Source organism: Neobacillus sp. NPDC097160, from assembly GCF_044762155.1.
In the GTDB taxonomy this organism is placed as follows: Bacteria; Bacillota; Bacilli; order Bacillales; family Cytobacillaceae; genus Neobacillus.
Map to the genome: position 1 here is coordinate 1 of NZ_JBIWDU010000012.1, position 24,052 is coordinate 24,052.

At 38.6% G+C, this 24,052-nt stretch carries 18 protein-coding genes, 17 tRNA genes and 1 rRNA gene; 31 read left to right on the plus strand and 5 right to left on the minus strand.

The window, feature by feature from the left end; genetic code table 11:
• Window positions 1-13 precede the first annotated feature (13 nt).
• The 18 genes from rrf to ACIQXV_RS17395 all read left to right on the plus strand — a co-directional run bounded on the left by rrf (window position 14) and on the right by ACIQXV_RS17395 (window position 2,069).
• Window positions 14-130, plus strand: a 5S ribosomal RNA gene (gene rrf, locus ACIQXV_RS17310).
• 14 nt (window positions 131-144) lie between these two features.
• A tRNA-Asn gene (locus ACIQXV_RS17315) sits at window positions 145-219 on the plus strand.
• Between the two features lie 7 nt (window positions 220-226).
• Window positions 227-318: transfer RNA gene (locus ACIQXV_RS17320), tRNA-Ser, on the plus strand.
• An 18-nt stretch (window positions 319-336) separates the two neighbouring features.
• Window positions 337-411, plus strand: a tRNA-Glu gene (locus ACIQXV_RS17325).
• Window positions 412-414: 3 nt separating this feature from the next.
• A tRNA-Val gene (locus tag ACIQXV_RS17330) sits at window positions 415-490 on the plus strand.
• A gap of 160 nt (window positions 491-650) precedes the next feature.
• Window positions 651-724: transfer RNA gene (locus ACIQXV_RS17335), tRNA-Met, on the plus strand.
• A gap of 3 nt (window positions 725-727) precedes the next feature.
• Window positions 728-804, plus strand: a tRNA-Asp gene (locus ACIQXV_RS17340).
• A gap of 7 nt (window positions 805-811) precedes the next feature.
• Window positions 812-887, plus strand: a tRNA-Phe gene (locus tag ACIQXV_RS17345).
• Window positions 888-901: 14 nt separating this feature from the next.
• Window positions 902-974 (plus strand) — tRNA-Thr (locus ACIQXV_RS17350).
• Window positions 975-1,003: 29 nt separating this feature from the next.
• Window positions 1,004-1,088: transfer RNA gene (locus tag ACIQXV_RS17355), tRNA-Tyr, on the plus strand.
• Between the two features lie 5 nt (window positions 1,089-1,093).
• A tRNA-Trp gene (locus tag ACIQXV_RS17360) sits at window positions 1,094-1,167 on the plus strand.
• Between the two features lie 11 nt (window positions 1,168-1,178).
• A tRNA-His gene (locus tag ACIQXV_RS17365) sits at window positions 1,179-1,254 on the plus strand.
• 39 nt (window positions 1,255-1,293) lie between these two features.
• Window positions 1,294-1,368, plus strand: a tRNA-Gln gene (locus ACIQXV_RS17370).
• A gap of 4 nt (window positions 1,369-1,372) precedes the next feature.
• A tRNA-Gly gene (locus ACIQXV_RS17375) sits at window positions 1,373-1,447 on the plus strand.
• Between the two features lie 8 nt (window positions 1,448-1,455).
• Window positions 1,456-1,529 (plus strand) — tRNA-Cys (locus tag ACIQXV_RS17380).
• 44 nt (window positions 1,530-1,573) lie between these two features.
• Window positions 1,574-1,659: transfer RNA gene (locus ACIQXV_RS17385), tRNA-Leu, on the plus strand.
• A 23-nt stretch (window positions 1,660-1,682) separates the two neighbouring features.
• Window positions 1,683-1,764: transfer RNA gene (locus ACIQXV_RS17390), tRNA-Leu, on the plus strand.
• Between the two features lie 231 nt (window positions 1,765-1,995).
• A tRNA-Gly gene (locus ACIQXV_RS17395) sits at window positions 1,996-2,069 on the plus strand.
• A 77-nt stretch (window positions 2,070-2,146) separates the two neighbouring features.
• On the opposite strand, the gene ACIQXV_RS17400 is transcribed toward ACIQXV_RS17395, so the two are convergent.
• Entirely contained in the window at window positions 2,147-2,818 is a 672-nt protein-coding gene (locus ACIQXV_RS17400; protein ID WP_402960468.1) for a B3/B4 domain-containing protein, read from the minus strand.
• Window positions 2,819-2,924: 106 nt separating this feature from the next.
• Between ACIQXV_RS17400 and queG the strand changes: the two genes are divergently transcribed.
• From queG to ACIQXV_RS17445, 9 genes are all read left to right on the plus strand, one after another.
• A complete protein-coding gene (gene queG, locus ACIQXV_RS17405; protein ID WP_402960470.1) occupies window positions 2,925-4,055 on the plus strand; it encodes a tRNA epoxyqueuosine(34) reductase QueG in 1,131 nt (376 codons plus the stop codon).
• Between the two features lie 86 nt (window positions 4,056-4,141).
• A complete protein-coding gene (locus ACIQXV_RS17410) occupies window positions 4,142-5,020 on the plus strand; it encodes an amidase domain-containing protein (protein WP_402960471.1) in 879 nt (292 codons plus the stop codon).
• Window positions 5,021-5,089: 69 nt separating this feature from the next.
• Complete coding sequence (gene trmL, locus ACIQXV_RS17415) at window positions 5,090-5,563, plus strand: tRNA (uridine(34)/cytosine(34)/5-carboxymethylaminomethyluridine(34)-2'-O)-methyltransferase TrmL (protein ID WP_402960473.1); 474 nt, start codon at window positions 5,090-5,092, stop codon at window positions 5,561-5,563.
• A 337-nt stretch (window positions 5,564-5,900) separates the two neighbouring features.
• A complete protein-coding gene (locus ACIQXV_RS17420; protein ID WP_402960475.1) occupies window positions 5,901-7,796 on the plus strand; it encodes a PrkA family serine protein kinase in 1,896 nt (631 codons plus the stop codon).
• 255 nt (window positions 7,797-8,051) lie between these two features.
• On the plus strand, window positions 8,052-9,218 hold the full coding sequence (gene yhbH / locus ACIQXV_RS17425) for a sporulation protein YhbH (protein ID WP_402960477.1): 1,167 nt from the start codon (window positions 8,052-8,054) through the stop codon (window positions 9,216-9,218).
• A gap of 156 nt (window positions 9,219-9,374) precedes the next feature.
• Window positions 9,375-10,568: an N-acetylglucosamine-6-phosphate deacetylase gene (gene nagA / locus ACIQXV_RS17430; RefSeq protein WP_402960479.1), complete on the plus strand. Its 1,194-nt coding sequence runs from the start codon at window positions 9,375-9,377 to the stop codon at window positions 10,566-10,568.
• 2 nt (window positions 10,569-10,570) lie between these two features.
• Complete coding sequence (gene nagB, locus ACIQXV_RS17435; protein WP_402960481.1) at window positions 10,571-11,311, plus strand: glucosamine-6-phosphate deaminase; 741 nt, start codon at window positions 10,571-10,573, stop codon at window positions 11,309-11,311.
• Window positions 11,312-11,382: 71 nt separating this feature from the next.
• Window positions 11,383-12,105: a GntR family transcriptional regulator gene (locus tag ACIQXV_RS17440; protein WP_402960483.1), complete on the plus strand. Its 723-nt coding sequence runs from the start codon at window positions 11,383-11,385 to the stop codon at window positions 12,103-12,105.
• Between the two features lie 151 nt (window positions 12,106-12,256).
• Entirely contained in the window at window positions 12,257-13,279 is a 1,023-nt protein-coding gene (locus ACIQXV_RS17445) for a CAP domain-containing protein (RefSeq protein ID WP_402960485.1), read from the plus strand.
• 61 nt (window positions 13,280-13,340) lie between these two features.
• On the opposite strand, the gene ACIQXV_RS17450 is transcribed toward ACIQXV_RS17445, so the two are convergent.
• The 3 genes from ACIQXV_RS17450 to ACIQXV_RS17460 form a co-directional block, all read right to left on the minus strand.
• Complete coding sequence (locus tag ACIQXV_RS17450) at window positions 13,341-14,333, minus strand: ATP-binding protein (RefSeq protein ID WP_402960487.1); 993 nt, start codon at window positions 14,331-14,333, stop codon at window positions 13,341-13,343.
• A 514-nt stretch (window positions 14,334-14,847) separates the two neighbouring features.
• Window positions 14,848-16,356 (minus strand): diguanylate cyclase domain-containing protein, encoded by a 1,509-nt coding sequence (locus ACIQXV_RS17455; protein ID WP_402960489.1) that lies wholly within the window; start codon window positions 16,354-16,356, stop codon window positions 14,848-14,850.
• A 180-nt stretch (window positions 16,357-16,536) separates the two neighbouring features.
• Window positions 16,537-17,199, minus strand: a complete 663-nt coding sequence (locus ACIQXV_RS17460) for an FMN-dependent NADH-azoreductase (RefSeq protein ID WP_402960491.1) — start codon at window positions 17,197-17,199, stop codon at window positions 16,537-16,539.
• Between the two features lie 181 nt (window positions 17,200-17,380).
• On the opposite strand from ACIQXV_RS17460, the gene ACIQXV_RS17465 reads away from it, so the two are divergent.
• From ACIQXV_RS17465 to ACIQXV_RS17475, 3 genes are all read left to right on the plus strand, one after another.
• The gene (locus ACIQXV_RS17465) at window positions 17,381-17,509 is read left to right on the plus strand and encodes a hypothetical protein (protein WP_402960493.1); all 129 of its coding nucleotides are present in this window, start codon (window positions 17,381-17,383) and stop codon (window positions 17,507-17,509) included.
• A gap of 375 nt (window positions 17,510-17,884) precedes the next feature.
• Complete coding sequence (locus ACIQXV_RS17470) at window positions 17,885-19,294, plus strand: MFS transporter (protein ID WP_402960495.1); 1,410 nt, start codon at window positions 17,885-17,887, stop codon at window positions 19,292-19,294.
• Between the two features lie 321 nt (window positions 19,295-19,615).
• Entirely contained in the window at window positions 19,616-20,989 is a 1,374-nt protein-coding gene (locus ACIQXV_RS17475) for a glycoside-pentoside-hexuronide (GPH):cation symporter (RefSeq protein WP_402960497.1), read from the plus strand.
• A 61-nt stretch (window positions 20,990-21,050) separates the two neighbouring features.
• On the opposite strand, the gene ACIQXV_RS17480 is transcribed toward ACIQXV_RS17475, so the two are convergent.
• Window positions 21,051-22,244, minus strand: coding sequence for an ROK family protein (locus ACIQXV_RS17480; protein ID WP_402960499.1), 1,194 nt, complete (start codon window positions 22,242-22,244; stop codon window positions 21,051-21,053).
• Window positions 22,245-22,559: 315 nt separating this feature from the next.
• Between ACIQXV_RS17480 and uxaC the strand changes: the two genes are divergently transcribed.
• On the plus strand, window positions 22,560-23,963 hold the full coding sequence (uxaC, locus tag ACIQXV_RS17485; RefSeq protein WP_402960796.1) for a glucuronate isomerase: 1,404 nt from the start codon (window positions 22,560-22,562) through the stop codon (window positions 23,961-23,963).
• Window positions 23,964-24,052 lie beyond the last annotated feature (89 nt).

Below are 24,052 nucleotides of genomic sequence, written 5' to 3' on the forward strand. Positions count from 1 at the left end.
GTCGAATAAATAGTCTGGTAACAATGGCGAGAAGGTCACACCCGTTCCCATACCGAACACGGAAGTTAAGCTTCTCAGCGCCGATGGTAGTTGGGGCATGCGCCCCTGTGAGAGTAGGACGTTGCCAGGCTGTTGTAAAATTATTCCGCAGTAGCTCAGTGGTAGAGCTATCGGCTGTTAACCGATCGGTCGTAGGTTCGAGTCCTACCTGCGGAGCCATTTTTATGGAGAGCTGTCCGAGTGGCCGAAGGAGCACGATTGGAAATCGTGTAGGCGGGTAACCCTGTCTCAAGGGTTCAAATCCCTTGCTCTCCGCCATAAATTACTTTACAATATGGCCCCTTGGTCAAGCGGTTAAGACACCGCCCTTTCACGGCGGTAACACGGGTTCGAATCCCGTAGGGGTCACCATTTGGAGGATTAGCTCAGCTGGGAGAGCATCTGCCTTACAAGCAGAGGGTCGGCGGTTCGATCCCGTCATCCTCCACCATATTGCTCTTAATATTATTATCGCGGGGTGGAGCAACGAGCGTTGCTTCAATGAATAAACTGCGAGTTGTATCAATCGAGCTGCTACTTGAATATGCTTACTGAGATTGATACAGTCCATGAATACATTGGGCATGGTTAAAACCTAATATTTTTATTATCGCGGGGTGGAGCAGTCCGGTAGCTCGTCGGGCTCATAACCCGAAGGTCGCAGGTTCAAATCCTGTCCCCGCAATTTGGTCTGGTAGTTCAGTTGGTTAGAATGCCTGCCTGTCACGCAGGAGGTCGCGGGTTCGAGTCCCGTCCAGACCGCCATTAAAGTGGCTCAGTAGCTCAGTCGGTAGAGCAAAGGACTGAAAATCCTTGTGTCGGCGGTTCGATTCCGTCCTGAGCCACCATTTAAATTTACTGTGCCGATGTAGCTCAATTGGTAGAGCAACTGAATCGTAATCAGTAGGTTGGGGGTTCGATTCCTCTCGTCGGCATTGTTGCTGACAAAGTAATCATTATATGTGGAGGGGTAGCGAAGTGGCTAAACGCGGCGGACTGTAAATCCGCTCCCTCCGGGTTCGGCGGTTCGAATCCGTCCCCCTCCACCATTTATAGGGGTATAGTTTAAAGGTAGAACGAAGGTCTCCAAAACCTTTGGTGTGGGTTCAATTCCTACTACCCCTGCCAATTAAATTGTGGCGATTGTGGCGAAGTGGTTAACGCACCTGATTGTGGTTCAGGCATTCGTGGGTTCGATTCCCATCAGTCGCCCCATAATATTTTATTGAATATTTATAAAAATCATATTATCATTGGGCTATAGCCAAGCGGTAAGGCATCGCACTTTGACTGCGACATGCGTTGGTTCAAATCCAGCTAGCCCAGCCAATTTGCGGAAGTAGTTCAGTGGTAGAACACCACCTTGCCAAGGTGGGGGTCGCGGGTTCGAATCCCGTCTTCCGCTCCATTATATACGGCGGCATAGCCAAGTGGTAAGGCAGAGGTCTGCAAAACCTTTACCACCGGTTCGAATCCGGTTGCCGCCTCCATAAAACAATTGTTGAGTATGGATATGAACAGGTAATAAGATTTCGCCGGGGTGGCGGAACTGGCAGACGCACAGGACTTAAAATCCTGCGGTAGGTGACTACCGTACCGGTTCGATTCCGGTCCTCGGCATTGCTTTAAAAACATTTTAATACGCCGGTGTGGCGGAATTGGCAGACGCGCACGACTCAAAATCGTGTTGGGTGACCAGTGTCGGTTCGACCCCGACCACCGGTATCAAATTTGTTTGATAAAAAAGTTTTTCATATTATATGTGAAAAACTTTTTTTGTGTTTTTATTCATATGAAGGACAAATCGCACAAGAAAAACCTACAATTAAGCGTTCATTTTATTAAAGGGAGGAAAAATCGACAAATTTCGCAAAAATCTCTTGACGCATAAAAAAATAGTGTGTAATATTGTAAAGGTCAAGTTCGTTCATAAAATATTCATATTTATTAAATCATGCGGGTGTAGTTTACTGGTAAAACCTCAGCCTTCCAAGCTGATGTAGTGGGTTCGATTCCCATCACCCGCTCCATACATATTAACTAACGCAGTGTATCGTTACATAGGAGAACGATGCATTGCGTTTTTTCATTTTAAAAAAAAGATGCCTCATTGGCACCCAAAAATTCGATATGAAGCTTCCCCACCATGTATTTGCGTAAACATGTTCATTAAGGATTCAGTTAACTTTTTAGCATCTTCTATACGCGTTGAGGGTCGCAAATATATGATTTGTAAAGCATTTTTCGTAGCATAAGTTACGGGTGTTCTTTCGGAATCGACAAAAGGACTTCCAAACGGCCCTTCCTTATCAGCAGCCACGATTAGCCGATCTAAGGAGTTTTTCCTTCCATTTAATCCGATGTATTCTTCGCCTTCTTTTCCAATCCGGATTTCAACTGGTCCTTGTACCAGATCTAGGTCATAAATTCCAATCGGCACTTGATATTGCAGTGAGAAAAAATTATTGATATCGATGGCACTTTGAACGGAAGAAAGATAGTTTTGCTTTTGTACCCTTCTAAATAAGCTTTCTGCAGAATGCCGGTAGCGGTTTGGGTCTTTACCGGTCTTTTTAAAAATGTTTCGCCATTCTTTTATTCCGGGAAGGTCCGTTACTTGTTTATTTTCTAAATCAAAATAAATAGACTCTTGGAAAAGCTGGAGTCGGCCCTTTAGCATTTGTGGTGAATCCCCTACCGTGATATCCCTGTATTCAATAACTCCCAGCTTAAAACCGGGGATTTGCTCCAATATTTCCGATGAGACTTGATTTTCCAACGATTCCACCTCCAAAATTCATTGAAAATAGTTTATCATAAATAGATGTGCTACAAATAATGTAACAACTTAAATAGATGAACTTGTTTTGTAAGGAGGGGTTCATATGGATTATCACAAATTAAAAAAGGAACTAATTACCTATAGTAAAGAAATCGGAATTGATAAAATTGGGTTCACCACAGCGGACCCATTCGATGAATTGAAAAGCCGATTAATCAGACAGCAAGAACTTGGCTATCAATCAGGTTTCGAGGAGCCAGATATCGAGAAGCGAGTTACCCCTTCTTTGCTGCTTGAAGAGCCCCATTCGATTATTTCGATTGCCATAGCCTATCCATCAAAAATGAACGAACGGGTGGAAAGTAAGAAGGGCATGAGAAGAGGGATCTTCAGCAGGGCATCATGGGGTCTCGATTACCATCATATTCTTCGAGACAGGCTGAAAAAGATAGAAGGATTCATCAAAACGATGGTACCGGATGCCAGATTGAAATCAATGGTGGATACAGGGGAGCTTTCAGACCGAGCAGTTGCTGAAAGAGCGGGTATTGGTTGGAGCGGAAAGAACTGCGCCATTATTACCCCGGAGTTTGGCTCCTACGTTTATATAGGTGAAATGGTTACGAGTATCCCTTTTGAACCGGATACACCAATAGAAGATCAATGTGGGTCCTGCACAAAGTGTTTAGAGGCTTGTCCTACAGGAGCTTTGATCCAAGGGGGTCAGATTAATGCGCAGCGCTGTATTTCTTTTCTAACACAGACAAAAGGGCTCATCCCTGATGAATTTCGAGAAAAGATTGGGAACCGTGTCTATGGCTGTGATTCCTGTCAAACCGCTTGCCCGCATAACAAGGGGAAGAACTTTCATTTTCACGAAGAAATGGAACCGGATCCCGAGGTGGCTAAACCATTATTAAAGCCGATTTTAACATTAAGCAACCGCGAATTTAAAAATAAGTTTGGTAATGCAGCAGGATCATGGAGAGGAAAGAAACCCATTCAGCGAAACGCAATAATCGCTCTTGCCCATTTTAAAGATGAAACGGCAGTTCCAGAATTAATCGATGTATTAGTAAAAGAAGCAAGTCCTGTATCGAGGGGAACGGCAGCCTGGGCGCTTGGAAAAATTGGCGGTGATCCTGCATTTGCAGCGTTAGTAAAAGCAAAAGAAGTGGAAACAAATTCCGAAGTTCAGGGGGAAATAGAAAAGGCCTTGAATTTTTATAAATAAGAAAGAGCAAATCACATAGGTTTTGCTCTTTTTTAATTAAATTCACCTTTCTCTCATATGTATAAAAAGAAAGGGGTGAAGCCAAAATGCGTGAATTACTTCAAGACCTATTTGAAAAAAGGATGGGATTGTTTGTTTCTGAAAAAAGAAGCAACAAACTATTTTTTCCGAAGGCTGAAAGGAAGCAAGAGGCGTTAGCAAAACGGTCTGCAGAAATTGTTAAAATTAACGCTTCAGGGAAGATTGTTGAGGAAGCTGAAGAAGAGCAATTTCAAACGTTAAAATATGCTGCCCATTATCAGTATTTAATAAAACAAAAGGGTCTCCTATATTTGGAAGAAGAAGTTGAAGAACGAATTGCAAAGTTTTATAAAGGTGCATTAGTGATGGATGAAGAAATAGTTAAGCCAATTCAGAATCAATCAGTATCTCAGGAGGTCATAGAACCGGTATTGCCGGAACATGATGAACGGATTAGCTATGAATACAATCGCTTAAAGGCTGTTCAATACGCAGAACGCTGGTGGAATACGAATAATCCTGCCTTTAAAAAATTTGAAAATAATTGTACGAACTATATTTCTCAGTGTCTTAGGGCGGGGGAAGCACCTATGAGGGGACATCCGAACCGCGGAAATGGCTGGTGGTACCAACATACGAATTGGAGCTATAGCTGGGTAGTAGCGCATTCACTTAAAAACTATTTAGGCATTTCCAAAAGCGGTCTAAGGGCTAAGGAAGTCAGCAGTCCAGACCAGCTGATTTTGGGGGACGTTATTTGCTATGACTTCGAAGGGGACGGCCGGTTCAATCATAATACGATGGTCACAGGCAGGGATGCGAATGGGATGCCTTTAGTGAATGCCAATACCTACAACAGCCGAATGAGGTACTGGGCCTATGAGGATTCCTCCGCATATACACCTAATATTAGATATAAGTTTTATTCTATCTTTGATGAATAAGGATTTCCCTTGAATGAATCAATCAAAGTGGTATAATTGCCTTTAGAGTTTTTATTCGAGGTGAAATACGTGTCCATTCATGTAGTCTTATATCAACCACAAATACCTTCTAATACAGGGAATATTGCTCGCACTTGTGCAGGAACAGATACTTCTTTACATTTAATCCGCCCGTTAGGTTTTTCTACAGACGATAAAATGTTGAAAAGGGCGGGATTGGATTATTGGGAATTTGTAAATATTCGGTACTATGATTCCTTAGAAGAATTCTATGACAAGAATGCTGGCGGAGAATTTTTCTATATTACAAAATTTGGGGAAAAACAATATAGCAGCTTTGATTATAGGAATCCAAGCAAAGATTATTATTTTATTTTTGGACGTGAAACAACTGGTCTTCCAAAAGAGGTCATCGAAAAAAATAAAGAAACTGCCCTCAGAATTCCTATGACTGAAAATATTCGTTCCTTAAATTTATCCAATACTGCGGCAATCCTCATTTATGAAGCATTACGCCAGCAAAATTTTGCGCATTTAAAATAAATAATGAAAAAGGCTGCCACTATCGGCAGCCTTTTTCATTATTTATTAGTACCTGGTTTGTCGTTGTAACCTGCAGTGAAGATTGCCGCTAAAAATGTGATCATAACTAAAACAACGATGAACGTATTCATGATATGTAGTGCCCCCTTAATTCATCCAATTTTCATTTTATACATATAGTTTTATTATAGCCTATCTTTAGAAAATGAAAAGTGCAATATCCCTTTTCCAAAAATAAAAAAGATAGACAGTAACCCAATAAGGTCACGCATGTTCAAAGGACTAAGTGCATAGAGTATATTAATCGTCTCTGATTAAGCTACAGGGGGAGGGCCATATGGATATTTTAAAAAAAATCGAGATGTTTCGCGAAGAAGAAGAAAAGCTACGTTGGGAAGGATCATTTGCTGATTATTTACAGTTGTTAAAAGAGAAGCCATGGGTGGCACAATCTGCACATTCACGAGTTTATAATATGCTTAAGGATTCTGGAATCACAGAAGAAAAAGGGACGAAGAAGTACGAATTTTTTAGTAATCAATTATTTGGCTTAGAGGAATCGCTTGAGCGGTTAGTTGAGGAATACTTCCATCCGGCAGCAAAAAGATTAGATGTTAGAAAACGTATTTTACTGTTAATGGGTCCGGTAAGCGGTGGGAAGTCCACACTTGTTACGATGTTAAAAAGAGGGCTGGAGGCCTACTCACTTACGGATCGAGGTTCTGTTTTTGCTATTAAAGGCTGTCCAATGCATGAGGACCCACTTCACTTAATACCGCATCATTTGCGAAAGGATTTCCATGAGGAGTATGGCATCCGGATTGAGGGGAATCTCTCGCCGCTTAATATGATGCGGCTTGAGAAGGAGTTCGGTGGTAGAATCGAAGATGTTTTAGTGGAGAGAATCTTTTTCTCAGAAGATAAACGAACAGGAATTGGAACGTTTAGTCCCTCCGATCCAAAATCCCAGGATATCGCTGATTTAACAGGAAGTATTGACTTTTCAACCATAGCAGAATTTGGTTCCGAATCAGACCCGCGTGCCTATCGCTTCGATGGTGAGCTCAATAAAGCGAACCGTGGGATGATGGAGTTCCAGGAGATGTTAAAATGTGATGAGAAATTTCTATGGCATTTATTATCGTTAACCCAGGAAGGAAACTTTAAAGCGGGCCGGTTCGCCTTAATCTCAGCTGATGAGCTAATTGTAGCCCACACCAATGAAACGGAGTACCGTTCCTTTATTTCCAACAAGAAAAATGAAGCGCTCCATTCAAGAATTATCGTCATGCCAATTCCATATAATTTAAAAGCTTCACAGGAAGAAAGAATTTATGAAAAAATGATTAACGAAAGTGATGTATCCGATGTTCACATTGCACCGCACACGTTAAAAGTAGCAGCAATGTTTACCATTTTAACACGCTTAAAGGAACCGAAAAAAGGTGATATTGACTTACTGAAGAAAATGCGCCTGTATGATGGTGAAAATGTAGAGGGATTTAATACGGCTGATGTCGAAGAGCTGAAGCGCGAATATCCTGATGAAGGGATGAGCGGTATTGACCCTCGTTATGTGATTAACCGTATTTCGTCAACGATTATTCGAAAAGAAGTACCATCCATTAACGCCCTTGATGTATTACGGTCATTAAAAGATGGGCTTGACCAGCACCCATCGATTACCACTGAGCTGCGTGATCGCTATATGAACTATATCTCTTTAGCACGAAAAGAGTATGATAATATTGCCAAGAAGGAAGTCCAAAAAGCATTTGTTTATTCGTATGAAGAATCGGCAAAAACGTTAATGGATAATTATCTTGATAACGTAGAAGCTTACTGCAATAAGAATAAACTCCGCGATCAATTAACAGGAGAAGAAATCAATCCTGATGAAAAGCTGATGCGGTCGATTGAGGAGCAGATTGGTATTTCTGAAAATGCGAAAAAGGCTTTTAGAGAAGAAGTATTAATCCGAATTTCAGCCTTCGCACGAAAAGGCAAGCGATTTGATTATAATTCCCATGACCGGCTAAGAGAGGCCATACAGAAGAAGTTGTTCGCTGATTTGAAGGATGTTGTCAAGATTACGACTTCATCGAAAACACCAGATGAGCAGCAGTTGAAGAAGATCAATGATGTTGTTGCCCGTTTAGTCGATGAACATGGCTATAACTCTACTTCGGCTAATGAATTATTACGGTATGTTGGAAGCTTACTAAATAGATAATGAAGGTTAGAGTTAAAATAGGAAGACTGGCAGAACGAATCTGTCAGTCTCTTTTTTTCATTAATTGGAGAACTCGTCCAATTTCATAGGCGAGAACCCAATTGTCGAAATTATTTGTAAATTATTCTCTATCTCTGCATAGGATAAAGTAATCCATATTTTTAATGATTTTTTTCACTCGCGTTATCTTATGTATTTGCTAAAAAAGTGTGCAGTATAGACTGAATAAATTAATTTAATAGGGAGGGGTTTATAATGTCAACCGATAACCATCAATTTGTGATTTCTCGAGAAGATTGGTCCCTCCACCGCAAAGGCCACGATGACCAAGTACGGCATCAGGAAAAAGTCCAGGAGGCAATTCGCAACAATCTTCCAGACCTAATTACAGAAGAGAGCATAATTATGTCGAATGGTCGAGATGTGGTAAAAATTCCGATTCGTTCATTGGATGAATATAAAATCCGCTATAATTATGACAAAAACAAACACGTGGGCCAGGGTGATGGTGACAGTCAAGTCGGAGATGTAGTAGCACGTGACGGTTCCAGTGGTCAAAAAGGTCCCGGTAAAGGCCAAGGGGCAGGGGATCAAGCCGGAGAAGATTATTTTGAGGCAGAAGTATCATTAATGGAACTCGAAGAAGCATTATTTAAGCAGTTAGAGCTTCCAAATTTAAAGAAAAAAGACGAGCAAGAACATCTCGTTGAAAATATAGAATTCAACGACATCAGAAAAACAGGGTTAATGGGGAATATTGATAAAAAACGGACGATGATGTCTGCTTTTAAACGAAATGCCATGACTGGAAAGCCGGCATTCCACCCCATTTTCAAAGAGGATTTGAAATTTAAGACATGGAATGAAGTAGTAAAACCGGATTCTAAAGCTGTCGTTATTGCGATGATGGATACGAGTGGAAGTATGGGAATATGGGAAAAATATATGGCCCGCAGCTTTTTCTTCTGGATGACACGGTTTTTAAGAACAAAATACGAAACAGTTGAAATTGAATTTATCGCTCACCATACAGAGGCAAAAGTGGTGACTGAGGAAGACTTCTTCTCGAAAGGAGAAAGCGGTGGAACCATTTGTTCATCCGCATACCACAAGGCTTTGGATATTATTGACAATAAATACAATCCGCGAAAGTTCAACATCTATCCATTCCACTTTTCAGACGGTGATAATCTCACGTCGGATAATGCCCGCTGTGTGAAGCTTGTAGAAGAATTAATGAAAGTATCCAACATGTTCGGCTATGGCGAGGTAAATCAATACAACAGGCACTCTACCTTAATGTCTGCCTACAAGAACATCAAGGATGAACATTTCCGCTATTATATTCTCAAGCAAAAAGCAGATGTATTTCATGCGATGAAAAGCTTTTTTCAAAATGAAGAATCCCAATTATATGCTTAACCAAAATCGACAGGACCAGGTGCCTGTCGATTTTTCCACTTTAATATGTAAATAAAAATTGGTTACAAGCCTGCCATTTTTTGGTTAATGATTGGTATAGACAACTATACTTTTTAAGTGTAAGATAATGTTATAACCTGAAAGGAGTATCTGAAAATGATTCCAAAAGATAATCATATTTTACTTAAGGGTATTCAAATTTATTCAAATGATACGATAATTGAAAATGGGTATATAAAAATAATAGATCAAAAAATAGCAGAACTCGGCGGGGTGGCTGAACTTATCACGGAAGAAGACTTTGAGGTGGTAGAAGTACCGGCCCATTTTCAGGCAGTACCGGGTTTTATTGATGTGCATATACATGGTGTGAATGGCGCAGACACAATGGACGGAACTACGGAAGCATTGGATACAATGGTTACGGCACTGCCTAAAGAAGGAACCACCAGCTTTTTAGCAACTACTATGACTCAAGAAGGCAAAGAAATTGAAAAGGCATTAATAAATGCCGGAGAATATATCCAACAACAGCCTGCACATGGAAAAGCTGAAATACTTGGTCTTCATCTTGAAGGGCCGTTTGTGAATGCAAAAAAAGCAGGAGCCCAGCCGATTCAACATATTGTCGACCCTGACCTCGTATTATTCAAAGAGTGGCAGGAGCTGTCCAAGGGAACAATAAAACTTGTTACATTGGCCCCAGAGCAGCCGGGTGGATTAGAAATGATTCGCTATCTAAAGAAAAATGGCATCATTGCATCGATCGGTCATACTGATGCTACGTTTGAACAAGTTGGCGAAGCCATTGAAGCAGGAGCAAATCATGTGACCCATCTATTTAATCAAATGAGAGGGCTGCATCACCGTGAACCGGGTGTAGTTGGCGCAGTATTTTTGCGGAAAGAATTAATAGCAGAAATTATTGTCGATGGTGTCCATGTTCATCCGGAGATGGTAAATCTCGCTTACAAAAATAAGCAGAGCGATGGATTGATTTTAATCACTGACTCCATGCGTGCTAAATGCTTGAAAAATGGAATGTATGACCTTGGCGGCCAAGAGGTTATTGTCAAAGATGGAAAGGCAGTTCTTGCTGACGGAACTCTTGCCGGGAGTATTTTAAAATTAGGTCATGCTGTAAAAAATATCTTAACGTATACAGGTTGTTCACTTGAGGAAGCGGTACAAATGGCATCTGTCAATCCGGCTAAACAGTTGAATGTATTTGACAGAAAGGGAAGCATTGCTGTTGGGAAGGATGCAGACATCGTGATCCTCGATGGAAATATGGAAGTCTATATGACATTTTGCCGGGGATCACTTTCTTATAAAAGGGAGGAAAACTGATAATGAAAATTATTGAAGTAAAAGATTACACAGAAATGAGTCAGAAAGCGGCTGAATATATCCTTGAAAAGGTTCGTCAAAATCCCACGATTAAACTGGGACTTGCAACGGGTGGAACACCTGTTGGAACTTACAAAAAATTAATTGAAGATCATCAGAAAAACGGGACTTCTTATCAAAATGTTACAACATTTAATCTGGATGAGTACATTGGTCTCTCGGGCGAAAATAAAAATAGCTATCGCTACTTTATGGATGAGCAGTTGTTTAATCATATTGATATTAATAGACAAAACACAAATATTCCACGTGGTGATAGTAAAGATATAGAGGAAGAATGCCAGCGTTATGAAGAATTGCTTGCCAAGTATGGCGGAATTGATTTGCAAATTTTAGGAATTGGAAGCAATGGCCACATAGGATTTAATGAACCAGGGACTAACTTTACCTCTCAAACACATGTGATCGAATTGGCTCCTTCGACTATAAACGCAAATGCAAGGTACTTTAATCGAATTGAAGAAGTACCGACAAAAGCGGTTACAATGGGGATTTCCACCATTATGAAAAGCAAAGAAATACTGCTGTTAGTTTCTGGTGAAACCAAGAAACAGGCGATGGGCAAACTTTTAAACGGAAACGTAACAGAAAGTTTTCCTGCTTCTGTGTTGAAAAATCATCCATGTGTTACAATTATTGCTGATAAAGCAGCAGTTTCAGGTTTAATGATCCACTCTCAATAATTTATTTCGGTCATGAAAGAAAAATTTATAGCCTGTTATTGTTAGTTTAATTAGAAGGGTGTAAGTAAGGAATGATAAACAAAAATTCCCCCATTCCACTTTATTATCAGCTTGAAGAACACATTAAAGGATTAATTGAAAATAATGATTTGAGTCCCGGCGATGCACTTCCACCTGAAAGGGAATATGCTGAAAAATATCAAATTAGCCGGATGACAGTTAGACAAGCCTTTACCCAGTTAGTAAATGAAGGGTATTTATACCGGCTGCAAGGAAAGGGCACTTTTGTTGCTGAGCGCAAAATTGAACAGCCGCTCCAGGGATTAACAAGCTTCACCGAAGACATGAAAGCAAGAGGACTCAAGCCGGAGAGCAATCTTGTTAGATTTGAAATTATTCCTGCTACTATTCAGATTGCCGGTCAATTAAAGATTTCTGAAAATAAGCCCGTTTATGAAATTAAGCGAATTCGCTTAGCTGATGGTGTCCCGATGGCACTAGAAACGAATTATCTTTCAGCGATTCTTATTAATGGATTAACAGAAGAAATTGTCAATCAATCGCTTTATGGTTATATTGAAGGTACATTAAACTTACGTATCGAAAGTGCTTCTCAAATTATTGAGTCATCAATCGCCAGTCAAAATGAGGCAGAACTTTTAAATATTGCAATTGGGGCACCTGTGATGCACATCCAACAAAATACCTTTTTGAATGATGGCACTCCTGTAGAATTTGTAAAATCTGTTTACCGCGCAGATCGCTATAAATTTATGATTCAAATGAAAAGATGATTAGTGTGAAAAAACAGGTGCATTGTGCATCTGTTTTTTTTGCCCACAAACCTTTTTATTTCCGACACAGTCGAATATTTCCACTAATAACTTCCTTGAAAAAATGAAAAATAAGAAGGCAAGAGAATTTTTTCAAAGGGGGGTATTTCAATTGATAAAAAAACCAGTGGGGTTACTTTTAACAGCGGTCCTAACAGTAGGACTTTCTGCTTGTAATAACAATAATAATGATCATATAAATGACAAGAACACTAACCAGGTAGGCATGAATACCACCAACAGGAACAACCATTTTTTTGATGTCCGAAATGGAAGGGATGACGGCATCGACCACAATGGACTGCTTACCGAGGATTATACAAATCGTAACAACAGTCAAAGTGATTTAGATGTAAACTTTTTTAATGATAAGCATAAGATTCGAAAAAATAATAACGATATGATTTCTGCGTATCAAACGACTTTGAATAGTGATCAATATCCACATACTAGGGCAGTATTAATCCGAGATGCAAAATATCAGTTTATCCGCACCGATCCTAGACAAAGCAATTGGTTTCAGACGGGGTTAATCCAACAAGGACAGCCATTTATTCAGCAGCAAAACCCTGGTGCAAGTGCACCAGTGCCAGCGCCGCAGCCAACACAGCCGACACCAGCACCAAAACCAGTACCAGCACCAAAACCAGTACCAGCACCAAAACCGGCACCAGTACCACAGCAGACAAAACCAGCACCAGCACCTGCACCGAAACCAGCGGGTCAAACGCAAAATAATGCACCAGCCACTGGAACGGTCAGCCAATATGTACAACAAGTAATCAATTTAACAAATGCTGAGCGGAGTAAAAACGGCCTTCCAGGATTAAAAGCAGATACCCAGCTGAATGGTGTTGCTCAGAAAAAGTCACTGGATATGCAGCAAAATCATTACTTTTCACATACAAGTCCAACCTATGGATCTCCATTTGACATGATGAGAGATTTTGGTGTGACCTATAAATCAGCAGGCGAGAATATCGCCCAAGGTCAGCGGACGCCACAAGAGGTTGTGACTGCTTGGATGAACAGCGAAGGTCATCGCAAAAACATTTTAAGCTCAAATTTCACCCATATTGGGGTAGGATTTGAAGAGTCTGGGAAACACTGGACGCAAATGTTCATTGGTAAATAAGAAAAGTGCTAGCGCTGGTTAAGCGGTAGAACCAACAAAAAACAAACCGACAGATGCTTGCTTAAGCTCTGACGGTTTGTTGGTTTTTGACACTTGTAGTAATGGTTTGAAATTCAAAAAGAAACGTTGTCCCTTTCCCCACTTCACTTTCTACCCAAATAGAACCATCCATTGCACGAATAATACTATACACGACCATCATTCCCAAACCCGTTCCCTTTTTTCCTTTTGTGGAATAGAAAGGTTCCCCTAAGCGTTCAAGCTGCTCACTTGTCATTCCTACACCAGTATCCGTCACCTTTATTGTTACACAGCTTTGGCTAAATTCAGTTGAAATCGTTAAATAACCGCCTGCAGGCATTGATTCAATTGCATTTTTGAAGACATTTACAAAACACTGGCGGAATTTCTGTCCGTCCCCTTTTATAAACCCTATAATGGAAAAGTCCGTAATAATCTCAACAGAATTTTGATTTGCCAAGGGCTGAAGAATATTGATAATTTGCCGTAGTTCATTTTTTACATTTAACTCTTCAAGCGTCTCCAAAGATGGCTTCGCAAAGGTCAAATAATCTTGAATGACCCTTTCAGCGGAAAGTAATTCTTCCTTAACGATGGATAAGTATTCTTTTCTTTTTTGCCTTGAAAGGTAATCATCCTGCAGGAGCTGGACAAATCCGCTTGCCGCGGTCAGCGGATTGCGAATTTCATGGGAAATGGCAGCTCCCATTTGTTCAACTGCTTTTAATTTCTCTGCTTTAATTAGTTGCTGCTGCATTTCATTATTTTTTCTAACAAATTCAATCCCATATGAAATGATGCCAATTCCGAGCGATGGGATGACAAGGTAAGCAAACCAAGCATCGAACAGGCTGGAGTGTGAAGTAGTGAAACTCATTCCAAATACTGTTAGCACACCAAGGATCATCCCCATACAAACCGTAACAAAAATCCTGCGTTCAGGAGCTTGTTTTAAAAACCAAGGATATAATTTCCAGAGTACGATAGTGAGAGGAGCATAAAGGATAAGCGTTAGAAAAAAACCATTATCCAATCCGAAGAAACTTCTTAAGATTATAATAGCTCCAACAAGGATTGGGCCGATTCCTACATAAAGGCCGCCAAGAACCAAAGGAATTATCCTTAAATCATATCTCGCAGATGGAATGGGGTTGTAGGAGAATTTAGTAAATAACCATAAAGTTACGATTAACAAAATGATTAATGAAGATTTTGAAAGAGTGAATTTCTGACTTTTTTCAAGAAATATCAAACAAAAAAATAGTAGTATAATTAAAAGGGAGAGATTTAAGAAAAGGTGTTTCGTAATTTCCATTTTCTTCACCATCCAAAACTTGTTTAGCGTTCCATGCCAGAATTTATTGTGCAAGCTTACACTTTTGCGGCGCTCCGCCCCTTTTCCACAAAAGGGCTAATAGGGAAATTTTACATGTATTTTCCACAAGTTACAACAAAATTTGCGAAATATTTAGAAAAAAGGCAAATTTTGTTACAAATATGTAAATGAAAACAAGGAAGGATTCTCAAATTCACTCCTTCCTTGTTTTTTATTGTTTAATTGAGATGGTATTCCTACCTTTTATTTTAGATAAATATAATTCAGTATCAGCTTCTTTAATTAAGTCTTGAGGCTTTGAAGATGAAGAAGGGACCATGGTAGCCAGCCCAATACTTAATGTGACATATTCAGAGATTTCCGAACTAATATGGGGAATTTTAAGTGACTTTACTGTTTTCTGAATCATGTGAGCCGTGTTTATTCCTTCCACTGTTTTGGCTGCAGGTAAGATAAGGGCAAATTCTTCACCTCCGTAACGGCAAAAAGTATAACCAGAGCTATCAGGAATCAGGTCTTTAATGGCTTGAGCAATCGACTGTAAGCAAAAGTCACCAGTTAAATGACCATATGTATCATTGTATTTCTTAAAATAGTCAATATCGAACATGATCAAGGATATTGGTGAATGAGATAATAGTGATTCTGACCATTCTTTCTCAAGTATCTCATCAAAATATCTCCTATTTGAGATCCCAGTTAAACCATCCATATAGGAGAGTCGATTTAGAAGCTCATTTGCCTCTTGTAACTTTTGTTCAGTAAGTTTCCGTTCAGTAATATTTCTTGATACAATAATAACCCTTTTACTGCCATCTTCTTCGAAATGAACACTTTTTAGCGTAGATTCAATCCAAACATATTCCCCAGTTTTAGAAAGGTACCTATAAGTACATTCAGCAACACCATCACGAAGGGCTTTTGCAAACATTTCATGGGTATGCTCAATATCATCGGAATGAATAAAATACTCCATTCTTTTCCCTAATAGTTCTGGATATTCAAAATGAATAATTTCTTCCACTGCCGGTGAAATGTAAATATATTCCGTTTTTTCATTGTGCATCGTAATCATGTCACTGGAATATTCAGCTATTAACCGGAAACGTTCCTCTGTTTCTTTAATTTTAATTAAGCTTTGTTTTAATTGACTTTGTGCTTCATTTGAATCAACAACAAACACAAAAAAATGATAGGCTATTAAACCACCAAGTAAAGAGATAAGATAATGCAGGGTTAACACATTTTTGAGGATTTGGAAATCGTCAATCCTCATAATGAAGATAATGGATATAATGAACAATCCGATCAGGTTCATGATAAAAGCCTTCAAGGTGCGATGAATGCTTATTTTTGAGATACCGCCGCATAATATTCCAATGAGCAGTGCACCAATAGATGGGAGTAAGGATGCTTGACTAAAGCCAAATAATATTAATCTCCCAATCGCAATAAGAAATGCAGCAATGAGTGCAGGGATATAACCACCAAAGGCGGCAGCAATAACAATGGCCAAGTGTCGTAAGTCTGCAATAATGGTTGGACTAACTTGAATACTAAACGACATCAGAATATTTCCTAAAACCCCAAAAGTAAGTCCCCAATATAGTTTTGTTGATAAAGGTGAAAAAAAGTGTAATGGTTTATCCTTAAATAACACTCCCATAATAGAAAAGGAAGCAATTAATAGTGTGGCATTTGAGACAAAATCTTTTAACATGCATATTCTCCTGGGATATTAATGAAAAGACATTTTATTTTTGTACAAAAATAATTTTATTATATTAGTTTAAAGCATTCCAATTATACTATGAATTTGATATTTTTGACAAAGATAGAAAGTAAAAGAATGTGAAATGAAAAAAGCTCCCCATAAGGAAGCTTTCATGATTGTTAATTATTACACTTGAACTGCAATGCCTTTAGCTAATTCTTTAGCTGCCAGTCGAGCATTATCTTTCGCCTTTTCAATGATTTCTGGTACCTTTTGTGGAAATAAATCGAAGCCTTCCGCGATTACAGTGTCCATTACCTCAATCCCCAAGAAGCGAAGGGCGATTTTTAAATAGCGGTCGCCTGATTCCATTTCCTGCAATGGGGTGCCGGTATATTGCCCGCCTCTTGTTTGAATATGGATGGCCTTTTTATTTGATAGCAGTCCCTTTGGTCCATTAGATGTATGTGCAAAGGTTTTTCCAGATACAAATAAATTATCAAGGAATGCTTTTAAAACGGCAGGTGAATTTAAGTTCCACATGGGAGAAACAAAAACATAATAGTCGTACGTGACAAACTCATCTGCAAGAGCATGCATTTTTAGGATTTTTGCCCGTTCTGTATCTGTCAGCTGATCCAATGTATAGCCATAACCAGCTAATTTTCCTCTTGCCGAAACCAAATCAGCATCCATTTGTGCAAAATCTAGAGTAAACAAATCCATTTTCATTATTTCTACGTCTGGACGTTCTTGCTGAAAAGCTTCAAGAAAGGCTTCCCCAATTTGCAGCCCCTTTGATTTCTCCAACCCCTTTGGATTCGCAGTAACATAAAGCAGCTTTTCCATTCCAACACAACCCATCTATTTAATTTTCGTTAATACTTTTATTATAGAAAAGAAACCTTTGCTCAATATTGAACAAAGCGTGAAGTTCTTGAACATTAAGTGACTTTTAACAATGATGTGAGTTAACCATTAACAAACTGTACAAACTATTTTTAACAGTGAACATTGGAGGTATGGATTGATGAAGGAGAAGAAGAAAGAAACAGTAAAAATTGTTACAAATGAGGCAATACGAGGCAAGCCATATCTTGATATTGATCGTGTCATAATGGAAGGAAAAACCACTGGCTTAGCTCAAAATAAGAAGTAATAATTATTCGGAAATGCAGAATTTTTTTAGATTAAAAGAAATAGAGGATGTTTGTCGTGATAAATTTTACGATGTACATCCTTTTTTTCATTTATTCTTTATAACTGTACCGAAAGATTCAAAAGAATTTTTATATTAGCGCTTACAAAAAGTTATTGACGAATAGAAAGAAGGGTGATATTCTAAATTTACAAATTAATTTGTAAGTTTAATAAACAAATTAATGGTATATAAAACCAATCTCGAGTTGGAAAAATTTTTTAAACATAATTGAAAAGGGTTACATGTTTAGGGAAAAGGAAAATCTAAAGAAAATTTAGCGTATTTTGTAGGAGATAACTCCCAAAAACAGCTAATCAAATGGAGGGGTAAGAAATGGGTCAACCTGCTAAAAAATTGGATACTTCAGCAACAAATATCATTGGAAATGCTGTCCGTCCCTTTGGGATGAGGGATAAATTGGGTTATATGTTTGGTGATTGGGGTAATGATTTCTTCTTTATTCTTGTAAGCTCGTTTTTAATGGTTTACTATACAGATGTTTATCATATTAGTGCAGCCATTGTTGGAATTCTCTTTTTAGTAGCTCGTTTATGGGATGCTGTAGCTGATGTTACTTGGGGGCGTTTTATTGATACGAGAAAGGCTGGAAAACATGGTAAGTTTAAACCATGGATTTTCAGAATGTCTTTCCCGCTTGTCATCTCAGGTGTGTTAATGTTCGTTCATATTCCTGGAATGTCTAATGGATTTTATCTTGCATGGGCATTTGTCACATATATTTTATGGGGAACACTTTACAGCACAGTTAATATCCCATACGGATCAATGGCGTCAGTTATCACAAATGATCCAGTAGAACGTACTACTCTTTCAACTTTCAGAACGTTAGGCGGTACCTTGGCTGGATTAATTATCAACGTAATCGGACCATTAATCTTGTTTGTTGACAACAAGGCAGATGCCAACCATTTCCTAATGGGCGCTATTATTTTCGGTATCCTTTCAATATCTTGTTATATGGCATGTTATAAAATGACGACTGAACGTATAGTGGCGGATGAAAACGAAAAGCCAAAGGTAAATTTCGCTAAAACAGTTAAAGGTCTTGGAAAAAATAAACCATTGTTATGGATCCTTATTGCATCGCTTACTTTTATGGTTTGTTTTATGATGATTGGTGCAGTCAACGTATATTTGTTTAAAGATTATTTTGGAAACGCTAAAGCATTAAGTATGGTTGGACTATTACAAACCGCAACTGTTCTTGTCGCAATGCCAATTGTAAAGCCGTTAGTAGCTAAATTTGGTAAAAAGGAAACTGCATCAGGTGGTCTATTACTTGCAACTGTTGTGTATGCGCTTTTATACTTCTTACCTAACTTACATGAAAATCAATTTATTGGAATCTTAACTGTAGCAATGTTTGGATATGCCTTCTTTAACTTAGTTGTTTGGGCATTTGTTACCGATGTAATCGATTACCATGAATATTTAACAGGCTTACGTGAAGATGGAACCGTTTACTCAATCTATTCCTTTGCACGTAAAGTTGGACAGGCGATTGCAGGGGGAATCGGTGGTGTTGCAATTGCAGCAGTTGGATATAACTCAAAAAGTGCAACGCAAACCCAAGAGGCTTTACAAGGGATTCATACATTAGGTACATTAGTACCAGCCATTATTTTAGCAGTGATTTTCTTAATTTTAGTTTTCTTATATCCTTTGAATAAGAAACGTACACTTCAACTATCTACTGATTTAGCTGAAAGAAGAAAGGTATAAAACTAAATCACTTTATTGGAACTAGTTAAGATTCAATAATAAAAGCCCCGATTACTCATGAAAATATGAGATCGGGGCTTTTTATTTAATAAAAAAACTTTCAAAAATTGCATAACTTTTTAAGATAACCGCTTACAAAATTTATTGACGAAAAATGTCGAAGGTGGTATTCTAATTACTGTAAATTAATTAGTTAGTTCATTAAACAAATTAATTAAGCGCTTAATAATTTGATTAAAAAGTAATTGGTTTAACTATTTTTGAAAAGGATTACAAGTGGAAAAATTCACTAACTTTGAAAAGGGAAGGAAGCGCAGTTTCATGGAGAGTAATAGCGCAAAGAAATTAACTGTAAAAGAAAAAGTCTCCTATGGTTTGGGTGATGTTGGAAACGGATTCATGTTTGATATGGGGCAAATTTATTTGCTTAAGTTTTATACGGACGTATTGGGGATCTCTGCTTATTGGGGCGGTTTAGTATTTTTAATTTCGAAAATCTTTGATGCGTTTGCCGATTCAAGTGTTGGCGCATTTGTTGATAAACGGAAAATAGGCAAGCGTGGTAAGTTCCGTCCATTCCTATTATTCGGATCTATTCCACTAGCTGTTATGACTATTATTTCGTTCACAGCTCCTAATTTTTCCAGCGGCGGCAAAATAGCCTTTGCTTTTATTACTTATATGCTTTTCGGTCTTGCATACTCGATTGTCAATATCCCTTACGGATCGCTTGCAGCTTCCATGACCCAGGATTCGGTTGACCGTGCTTCCCTTGGATCATTTAGAGCGATTGGCAGCCAATTTGCCCTGTTAATTTCGGGGATGACCGTAATCCCAATCATTTCACATTTTGAAAATGTAAAAGCTGGCTATGCAGTTGGAATCGGGGTTATGGCTGTTGTCGGTGTAATCTTCCACTATATTTGTTATCGCAATACAACAGAAAATGTTGTTGGTCAGCCTAAAACGGGTAAGGATAAAATTCCGATGTCACGTTTGTTTAAATTATTATTAAGTAATAGACCGCTTATTGCCCTTTGTTTTGTTTGTTTATTTATGGTGGCAGCAAGTAACCTTCGCACCGCTGTACAGCTTTTCTATTTACAATATAATTTAAATAATACAGGTCTTATGACATTACTTTCATTTACTAGTGTAGGAATAGCTGTTATTGGGTCATTCTTTATTCCAACATTTGTTAAAAAGTTTGGCAAGAAAAAAACATTCATTATTGGCCTTGTTATTGGCATAGTTGCAGATGCCTTGAACTTTGTTCTTCCTGCAAGTGTTCCAACTTTTCTTACCCTACTTTCAATCGGAAGTTTTGGATTGAGCTTTGCACTTGGATTACCATGGGTTATGGTAGCAGATACAATTGATTACCATGAATGGAAAACAGGAGAACGTACGGAGGGTGTTGTGTATTCTTCCTACAGTTTCTTCCGAAAGCTGGCGCAAGCACTTGCCGGATTTATTCCAGGTGTTGCTCTTGGATTAATTGGCTATGTACCAAATGCACAGCAGACTGCTGAAGCGCTTTTAGGAATAAAAAGCTTAATGTTCCTTATCCCAGCAGGTTTTAACCTGATTGCATGTGTTATTTTAATTGTAGTTTATAATTTATCAGACGAACGCTATAATATGATCGTTGAAGAATTGAAAACCAGAAAAGACACTAGTTTAAAAAGTGCATAATAAAAAGAACCTCCTATTTTAGCTCGCAGCTATAGGGGGTTCTTTTTTTTAAAGAAATGTATTAGCTGATTGCGCTTACATTTTTCTCCTTTTGCTCATTGTAAGAAAAATTCAGCATCGGTACCTCAAGGAAGTGTTTAATAGCAAGTGCGCATGCTCCAAGGCTACTGGATTTTTTCCCAATCGAAGATATCAATAATTCACGATAGTGACTGATGGAAGAATGTAGATTTTTACTAATTCTTTCTAAAGAGTTCGGATAAATCCGAAGCAATTCACTATCCAATATAAGTACGTCAGGATTGTACATGTTAATCATATTATTTAATCCAATTGATAGGTAGTAAATAAATTGCTCCATCAATTCGTGCACTTCTTCATCACCTTCATCAATCCATCTTTGAATTTGTTCATAAGTTAGATTCTTGATCTTTCTTTGTTCAGAAAGATATTCAAAAATGCTTGATTCTGAGGCATACTTTTCCCAGCATCCTTTGTTACCACAATTACATGGCTTTCCACCTGGCATGATTATCATGTGACCAGCTTCACCTGCGTACCCATCATGACCGCGAAAAAATTCGCTGTTCATCATCATCCCGAGGCCGATACCAGAATAGAGGGTAGCACATAAAAGATTATTCGTTTCATGGTGAACAAACACTCTCTCGGCAAAAGCAGAAAGATTGGCATTGTTTTCAAGATAAATATTTATACCCAGTACTTTTTCTAAATCATTTTTTAAATGTACATCATGCCAATTAAACCTTGGGACATAATGAACATGTTCGTCTGTCGCAACAAGGCCGTGAATAGCAATGACAATTCCAACAATCCCGTAGCGGCTGTCAGTACAATCAGATCTGTATTTTTGAATCTGCTCAAGTAGGAGATGCAGAATCTTATAGTAGTCTGTAGTATCTATTTCAATAGTAGTAGAAGAAATAGGCTGACCTAGAAGATTGGAAAGGGTAAATGATAGTTGACCATAATCCAGGTCAATTCCAAGTGCATAGCCAGCTTGTCCGTTTAAAGACAGCATGATTGGCTTCCGGCCGACATGATTATGCTCTAGTTGTGTTTCGATAATTAATCCTTCATCTAGTAAGTCTGCTACTTGTGCTGAAATCGTTGCTCGTGTTAGAGCAGTGACTTTTGATAAATCAGCCCTTGAAATCATTCCTTCTTTTACAATTTCTCGGATGATTAAGGAGCGATTAATTTTTTTTATATAAGCCGCATCACCGGTAACCATTCTTTTCCTCCATTTCTAAGCGGATAGGAAAGGAAACTTTCCTATCTTAGGGACTTACCAAACAGCGAGTTTCCCTTTTTTTCAATCTACTACCATTATAACAGGTAATGACAAGCATAGTTTAGCATATTTAAATTAATTCATAAATTGTCGATTGACGAAGCAACCTAAACATGATATGGTAAGTATATAATTAATTTGTTTAATAAACAAATTAAAGAAAATAGTGCAATTTTTATTTTTTTTAATGCCTTGAAAGGGTTTACAGAAAAGCACGATAATAGTAATCATTTCAGTAAATCGGGAGGAATTATGATGAAGTCCTTTTTAGACGAACACTTTTTGTTAAACACAGACACAGCGATCAAACTATATGAAAATGCCGCAGCCGAGGCGCCAATTTTTGATTTTCATTGTCACTTAAATCCGCAGGAAGTATGGGAAAACAAGTCATATGATAATATAACCCAAATATGGCTTGGGGGAGACCATTATAAATGGCGGACAATGCGGATGCATGGTGTAGCGGAAAAATACATTACCGGTGATGCTTCTGATTGGGAGAAATTCGAAGCTTGGGCAGAAACGATGCCACATTTAATCGGAAATCCTGTTTATCATTGGGCACAATTAGAATTGAAAATGTATTTCGGCATTGATAAATTACTAAGTCCGGAAACAGCCCGCGAGATTTGGGATGAGTGTAACGAAAAATTACAAAAGCCCGAATTTAGCGCAAGAGCGTTCATTGAAAAATCTAATGTGAAATTTATTGGTACAACAGATGATCCGATTTCAACCCTTGAATACCATCAATTATTAAAAAATGATGATTCATTTAAAACGATGATCGCTCCAACATTCCGTCCTGATGGTGCGCTTTTCATTGATCGTCCTACTTTCACTAGCTGGATTGAAAAATTAGCTCAGGTTTCAGGTGTAAATGTGGATACATTCGATGGCTTTTTAGCTGCGCTTAAACAGCGGGTTGAATATTTCCATGAAAACGGCGGCCGTGCTTCCGATCATGATATTCAAAAAATGGAGTATGTGGATACAACGAAGGATCAGGTTGAAGCCATTTTCAATAAACGTATAAGCGGGGAGCAACTTACAAACGAAGAATTAGTTGCGTATCGGATTTTTGTTTTGAAAGAATTAGGAAAAATGTATGCTGAAAAACAATGGGTAATGCAGCTGCATATGGGTGCAATGAGAAGCAACAACACCAAAATGAAAGAACTTATTGGCCCTGACACAGGATTTGATTCGGTTGGCGAAGCCAATATGGCGGAAGGCTTGTCCCGCTTCCTAGATGCACTTGATCAGGAAAATGCCTTACCAAGAACAGTATTGTTTAATTTAAATCAAAAAGATAATGTCGTATTAGCAGGGATGATGGGGAACTTCTATGAAGAAGGTATACCAGGAAAAGTCCAACTAGGCTCTGGCTGGTGGTTCCTAGACCATATCGATGGCATGGAAAGACAAATGAAGGACTTTGCTAATGTTGGTTTACTCAGCCACTTTATTGGTATGCTGACAGACTCACGAAGCTTCCTTTCCTATGCACGTCATGATTATTTCCGTCGCATTCTTTGTAACATTCTAGGTGGATGGGTAGAGCAAGGCTTGGCGCCGAATGACATGAAGCATATGGAACAAATGGTACGGAATATTTGCTATCATAATGCCGACAAATTCTTTTTAGAAAGATAATGGCTTCTTAAATGCCAGGGAGAGCCACTTTGAGGTTTCTCCCCCTTGATTACATATGTAAAATAAGTGTTTAATTAGATGAGTTAATA

What these genes read in the sequence shown, in the direction of transcription:
- queG (WP_402960470.1), top strand. Translation starts at nt 2,925, where the DNA reads ATGGATTATCACAAATTAAAAAAGGAACTAATTACCTATAGTAAAGAA.
- ACIQXV_RS17410 (WP_402960471.1), top strand. Translation starts at nt 4,142, where the DNA reads ATGCGTGAATTACTTCAAGACCTATTTGAAAAAAGGATGGGATTGTTT.
- ACIQXV_RS17420 (WP_402960475.1), top strand. Translation starts at nt 5,901, where the DNA reads ATGGATATTTTAAAAAAAATCGAGATGTTTCGCGAAGAAGAAGAAAAG.
- yhbH (WP_402960477.1), top strand. Translation starts at nt 8,052, where the DNA reads ATGTCAACCGATAACCATCAATTTGTGATTTCTCGAGAAGATTGGTCC.
- nagA (WP_402960479.1), top strand. Translation starts at nt 9,375, where the DNA reads ATGATTCCAAAAGATAATCATATTTTACTTAAGGGTATTCAAATTTAT.
- nagB (WP_402960481.1), top strand. Translation starts at nt 10,571, where the DNA reads ATGAAAATTATTGAAGTAAAAGATTACACAGAAATGAGTCAGAAAGCG.
- ACIQXV_RS17440 (WP_402960483.1), top strand. Translation starts at nt 11,383, where the DNA reads ATGATAAACAAAAATTCCCCCATTCCACTTTATTATCAGCTTGAAGAA.
- ACIQXV_RS17455 (WP_402960489.1), bottom strand. Translation starts at nt 16,356, where the DNA reads ATGTTAAAAGATTTTGTCTCAAATGCCACACTATTAATTGCTTCCTTT.
- ACIQXV_RS17460 (WP_402960491.1), bottom strand. Translation starts at nt 17,199, where the DNA reads ATGGAAAAGCTGCTTTATGTTACTGCGAATCCAAAGGGGTTGGAGAAA.
- ACIQXV_RS17465 (WP_402960493.1), top strand. Translation starts at nt 17,381, where the DNA reads ATGAAGGAGAAGAAGAAAGAAACAGTAAAAATTGTTACAAATGAGGCA.
- ACIQXV_RS17470 (WP_402960495.1), top strand. Translation starts at nt 17,885, where the DNA reads ATGGGTCAACCTGCTAAAAAATTGGATACTTCAGCAACAAATATCATT.
- ACIQXV_RS17475 (WP_402960497.1), top strand. Translation starts at nt 19,616, where the DNA reads ATGGAGAGTAATAGCGCAAAGAAATTAACTGTAAAAGAAAAAGTCTCC.
- ACIQXV_RS17480 (WP_402960499.1), bottom strand. Translation starts at nt 22,244, where the DNA reads ATGGTTACCGGTGATGCGGCTTATATAAAAAAAATTAATCGCTCCTTA.
- uxaC (WP_402960796.1), top strand. Translation starts at nt 22,560, where the DNA reads ATGAAGTCCTTTTTAGACGAACACTTTTTGTTAAACACAGACACAGCG.